General features: G+C 54.7%; 4 protein-coding genes. 2 read left to right on the top strand and 2 right to left on the bottom strand.

From position 1 onward, the window contains the following. Positions 1–33 precede the first annotated feature (33 nt). Positions 34–1,002: a GNAT family N-acetyltransferase gene (locus VGK48_28450; GenBank protein ID HEY2385125.1), complete on the top strand. Its 969-nt coding sequence runs from the start codon at positions 34–36 to the stop codon at positions 1,000–1,002. Here VGK48_28450 and VGK48_28455 read toward each other — a convergent pair. After that, on the bottom strand, positions 999–2,036 hold the full coding sequence (locus VGK48_28455) for a glycoside hydrolase family 43 protein (protein ID HEY2385126.1): 1,038 nt from the start codon (positions 2,034–2,036) through the stop codon (positions 999–1,001). The two genes, VGK48_28450 and VGK48_28455, sit on opposite strands and share 4 nt — an antisense overlap. 68 nt (positions 2,037–2,104) lie before the next feature. Here VGK48_28455 and VGK48_28460 point away from each other — a divergent pair, with 68 nt between their 5' ends. Next, entirely contained in the window at positions 2,105–3,703 is a 1,599-nt protein-coding gene (locus VGK48_28460) for a CRTAC1 family protein (protein HEY2385127.1), read from the top strand. Positions 3,704–3,941: 238 nt separating this feature from the next. On the opposite strand, the gene VGK48_28465 is transcribed toward VGK48_28460, so the two are convergent. Further along, the coding region (locus tag VGK48_28465) for an amino acid permease (protein ID HEY2385128.1) at positions 3,942–4,331 on the bottom strand (390 nt) is incomplete at its 5' end.

The raw sequence follows: 4,331 nt of genomic DNA on the forward strand, positions 1-4,331 counted from the left end.
ACTCGGGAAGCGATCCACGTATAATCCTAGACGATGGCAGCTCGCTCAGAAGCGCTCTATCCGCAACTGCTCGAGCTGCCTAGCGTAACCATCGAAGAATTCGATCCGCTTCTCGAAGAAGAGATCCGCACCTGGCGCCAATCCTTCGATTGGGACTTCCGTCCGTCGGCGGAGTTGCTGCGGCGTTTTTTGCAGATCCGCTCTCTCTGCGGCTATGCGCTGCGCGTCGACAGGAAGCTGATCGCGTATGCCTACCACGTTTGTGAAGGCCGCAAAGGGCTGATCGGCGATTTTTATCTACGCCGCGAGTTTGCCGAGCCGGCCAATGAGCTCATGCTTCTGGGGGCGATCGTACGAGGCCTGATGCTGGCCCCCGGAATTCAGCCCATTGAATGCCAGCTTCTACTCATGCATGTGGCCGGCAATCAGACCTTACCTTTCCAACAGTTTCTGAAGCGCTACGACCGGTACTTCATGCGGGTGACCGGCGATGCGATTACGGCGCTCGAGCCCAAGAATCCTTCGCTGCGCGTCAAGTTCCTGCCCTGGAGCGATCGCTTCAGCGAAGAAACGGCGCAACTGGTCACGGGAGCGTATCGAGGGCACATCGACAGCGAGATCAACGATCAATACCGCACTATTCCAGGAGCACGCCACTTTCTCACGAACATCATTCAATTCCCCGGCTGCGGGCACTTCTCCCCGAAGGCATCTTTAGTAGCGGTCGACGCGAATACTGGACGGATATGCGGCGTTTGCCTGGCTAGCCTGGTCTCGAATACGTCAGGGCATATCACTCAACTTTGCATCCTGCCGGGAGTGCGCGGCGCGAGGCTTGGCTATGAATTGATTCGTCAATCGCTCGTGCGCTTGACCGAGCTGGGTTGTAATTCGGTGAGCCTGACGGTTACTTGTTCGAACGTTGAAGCCGTCCGATTGTACGAATCAATCGGATTTTCTTCGCTCGGCGTATTTCCCGCATTAGTTTGGGAAGGTTTTTAGTCGGCCCGGCTTGGCTTCTGAATCGGCGCGTCAAGGGGCACGGGCGTGCCGAAATTGGGCGTTCCATCGCGGTTCCATGTGAAGGGCTGGGCTCGCGGCGAGCGATGGCCATCGCAGCCCTGGTGAGGCTCGGAATTCGCATGATAGAGAATCCAATCTTCGGCGCCGTCGGGAGACTTGAAGAAAGTATTATGCCCGGTTCCAAACGCGTGCGCCACCGGCAATGTGGAGAAAACCGGATGATTTGTTTTCTTCCACGAGCCGGGGCTTAGCAGATTGGCGTTCGCCCGAGCCTCTAGCATGCCGAGCGCGTAGCGATCGGTCCAGCACGCACTGGCGGAATAGATCATAAAAAGTTTGCCGCCATGCGCGAGTATCTCCGGGCCTTCATTGACGTTGAGGTGGGGCGGATTGCCGGTCGGCAAATCGCCGACTTCTTCCCATGGGAATTCCGGAGTGGAGAGCATCACACGCTTGCCTTCCACGGTCCACGGGTTTTTCAAGCGAGCGATATAAATGTTTTGCGTGCCGTTCTCATCGCCTTCCCAGCCAGACCAAATGGCATAGAGTCTGCCGCTATTTTCGAATACAGATGCGTCGATAGCCCATCGATCGTCTGGATCGGCAAGCTTGCCTTTTAACGTCCAGTCACCGGTCAGTGGATCGCGTGCAGGGTTTTCCAGAACGAAGATACGATGTGTCTGATTCGTGCCTGCATCGGCGGCGAAGTAGATGTACCATTTCGAGTTCAAGAAATGCAGTTCAGGAGCCCAAATGTCGTGAGAATCGGGACCGATTGCGGGCGGGGTCCAAACTACCTTCTTTTCTGAATTTTTCAGATCTGTAATATCTTTGGTTTTCCAGATGGTCAGGTTCTTTCCGGTAGTGTTCATGTAGTAGTAGGTATTGTCGTGATAGATCACCCACGGGTCAGGTCCGACCGGGAGCAAGGGATTCGTGAAGGTGGGACTTTGGGCGCCGGCGCCCGCGCAAAATGAGCCCAGTAACAGAACGGCAAAAACGATCTTTGACACAAGAGAATCTTGTCATAGCTGCATTGGCTATCTCATGCTTCCTTTTGAGGGCAGCCGAAAACGCGGCCGTGAGCTATGTAGATGTCTCTTTATCCAGCGGCATCCATTTCCAGCACAACAATTCGGCCACTCCGGAAAAATATCTGATCGAGACGATGGCGGGCGGCGTTGCTGTTTTCGACTACGACGACGACGGCTGGCCCGATGTGTTTCTTGTAAATGGCGCAAGAATCAGGATCGGGCAGCAAGACGGCGAATTACTCGATAAATCCGCACCCGAATTCTGGAACAGGCTCTACCGCAATAACCACGATGGCACGTTCACGGATATGACGGAAAAGGCCGGAGTGCGTGGAACGGGCTACGGCATGGGCGCGGCGGTGGGAGACTTCGACAACGACGGATTTGAGGACTTGCTGGTCACAAATTACGGAGGCGTGATTTTATATCACAACAACGGGAACGGAACATTTACCGACGTCTCCGAAAGGGCAGGCCTACGCACCCAAGGATGGATGTCGAGCGCGGGATTTTTCGATTACGATAACGACGGCAGGCTGGACCTTTTTATCTGTCGATATCTGGATTGGAGCTTCTCGAAGAACAAGTATTGCGGCTCACGCCTGAAAGGAGGACGCTCTTACTGCCACCCCGACAACTTTCAGCCGATTTCCGATTATCTGTTTCACAATAACGGTAATGGGACGTTCACCGACGTCAGCGCGAAGAGCCATATCGCGGCAAGTCCTGGTAAAGGGCTCGGTGTGGCGTTTGCGGATTTCAACAATGATGGCTGGCCCGATGTCAGCGTCGCAAACGATTCATTTCAACAATTTCTTTTCATCAACAACGGGGACGGAACGTTTGCCGAAAACGGAGTGCCGGCGGGTGTCGGGTATACCGACGAAGGAAAGGTCTTCGCCGGAATGGGGACGGACGCCGCCGACCTGAACGATGACGGAAAGCCGGATATCGTTACGACGGCGCTGTCGAACGAGACCTACGCGTACTTCGACAACAATGGCGACGGGACTTTCAATTACCGCACGAATGTGTCCCGCTTGGGCCGGATTACGCGGCTTTTCGGAGGCTGGGGCATGCGAGTCTTCGACTACGACAATGACGGACACAAGGATCTCTTCTTCGCGAATAGCCACGTGATGGACAACGTAGAGAAAATGCAGCCACATCTGGAATATCTTCAGCCGTTACTGCTGTTGAAACAGGTGGACGGAAAATTCGTGAACGTGTCGGAACAATCAGGAGCGGTGTTTACCAGGAAATGGGCGAGCCGTGGCGCGGCATTCGGCGATCTAGACAATGATGGCGATATCGATGTGGTTGTGGTGACCTGCGGAGGTCCCGCTTACGTGCTTCGGAATGAAGGCGGAAATCAAAACGGATGGATCGGGTTAGACCTGCGCGGAACCAGGAGCAATCGCGACGCGATCGGCGCGAAGGTAAAACTTATTTCCGAATCTGGAAGAGTTCAGCACGGAACGGTGACAACGACTGCAAGTTACCAATCTGCGCAGGACAAGCGATTGTTTTTTGGCATCGGCCGGGAAAAAGCAGTTCGTAGGATTGAAATCGCTTGGCCAAGTGGAACGAAGCAGATGCTTGAGAATCCGCCTATACGAAAGATTCTGACTGTAACAGAAAAATAGCCGTCACGTTCGCAGCGCAATGATTTTCTGATTCTTGTCTTCCTGTTCCTTGGTTTGTTGGAACCTAATCATTTCGGATTTAGACTCGTCCAGCCGGCCGGCGGACTTGAGCAGCAGGCCGAGCCGGTAGTGCGGCTGGAATAACCCCGGATCCAAAGCGATGCCCGGCGAAGAACCTTTTCGGCGTGCTGCGCCCCACTCGGGTTACTGGAGTCTCGCAACGCGCAGGGATTCGTCTTCATCGCAGGCGAAAATGCAATAAGCTACGGCGGCGGCTATAGGCAAAATAAATAACCAACCCGATCAGCAGCCAGAGTACGAAACGGATCCAGGTCTCGAGAGGAAGCCCTAGCATCAAAGCAAAACAGCATACGACCGAAATGATCGGCGTAACGGGGGCAAAAGGCACGCGGAAAGATCGCGTTCGCGCCGGTTGAGCGCGCCGCAGCATGACCACACCAACTGAGACGACGATGAAGGCGAACAAAGTCCCGATGTTCGACAGGTCGGCGAAACTTCCAATGTCGCCGATGCCAGCCGGAATCCCCACAGCTAATCCCGCGATCCAGGTGCTCACATGCGGTGTTCGGTACTTTCGATGGACACGTGAAAACAGGTCCGGCAGCAG

It is taken from the genome of Terriglobia bacterium (assembly GCA_036496425.1).
GTDB lineage: Bacteria > Acidobacteriota > Terriglobia > 20CM-2-55-15 > 20CM-2-55-15 > 20CM-2-55-15.

Coding starts and splice junctions, on each gene's coding strand:
- VGK48_28450 (HEY2385125.1), top strand. CDS start 34: ATGGCAGCTCGCTCAGAAGCGCTCTATCCGCAACTGCTCGAGCTGCCT.